The 204-nt window shown below is 39.7% G+C and carries 1 protein-coding gene; it reads right to left on the bottom strand.

All coding sequences use genetic code 11. From position 1 onward, the window contains the following. Window positions 1–113: 113 nt before the first annotated feature. Window positions 114–204, bottom strand: a 91-nt coding sequence (locus tag GOU96_RS18590) for a DUF3709 domain-containing protein (protein WP_324702147.1), incomplete at its 5' end; no start/stop codon positions are given.

Genomic DNA, 204 nt, shown 5'->3' with positions numbered 1-204 from the left:
GCCAACTCAAAAGTAAACCACTGAAAATATTGACCAAACTTCAAATTTTCTTGAGTTAGAACTGACTCAAATTTTACCTATGAACTGACCAAAGCAGAGTTTCATCTATCAACTCAGCTAATGTTGAAACCCTCTCCGACAAACCCACTCACCACACATTGGCACAACAACTCAATGAGGCAATAACACTGAAAGTACAGCGGC

This window comes from Vibrio sp. R-1 (assembly GCF_035615595.1).
Taxonomy (GTDB): Bacteria; Pseudomonadota; Gammaproteobacteria; order Enterobacterales; family Vibrionaceae; genus Vibrio; species Vibrio cholerae.
This window is presented reverse-complemented; position numbering and strand designations above follow the sequence as displayed.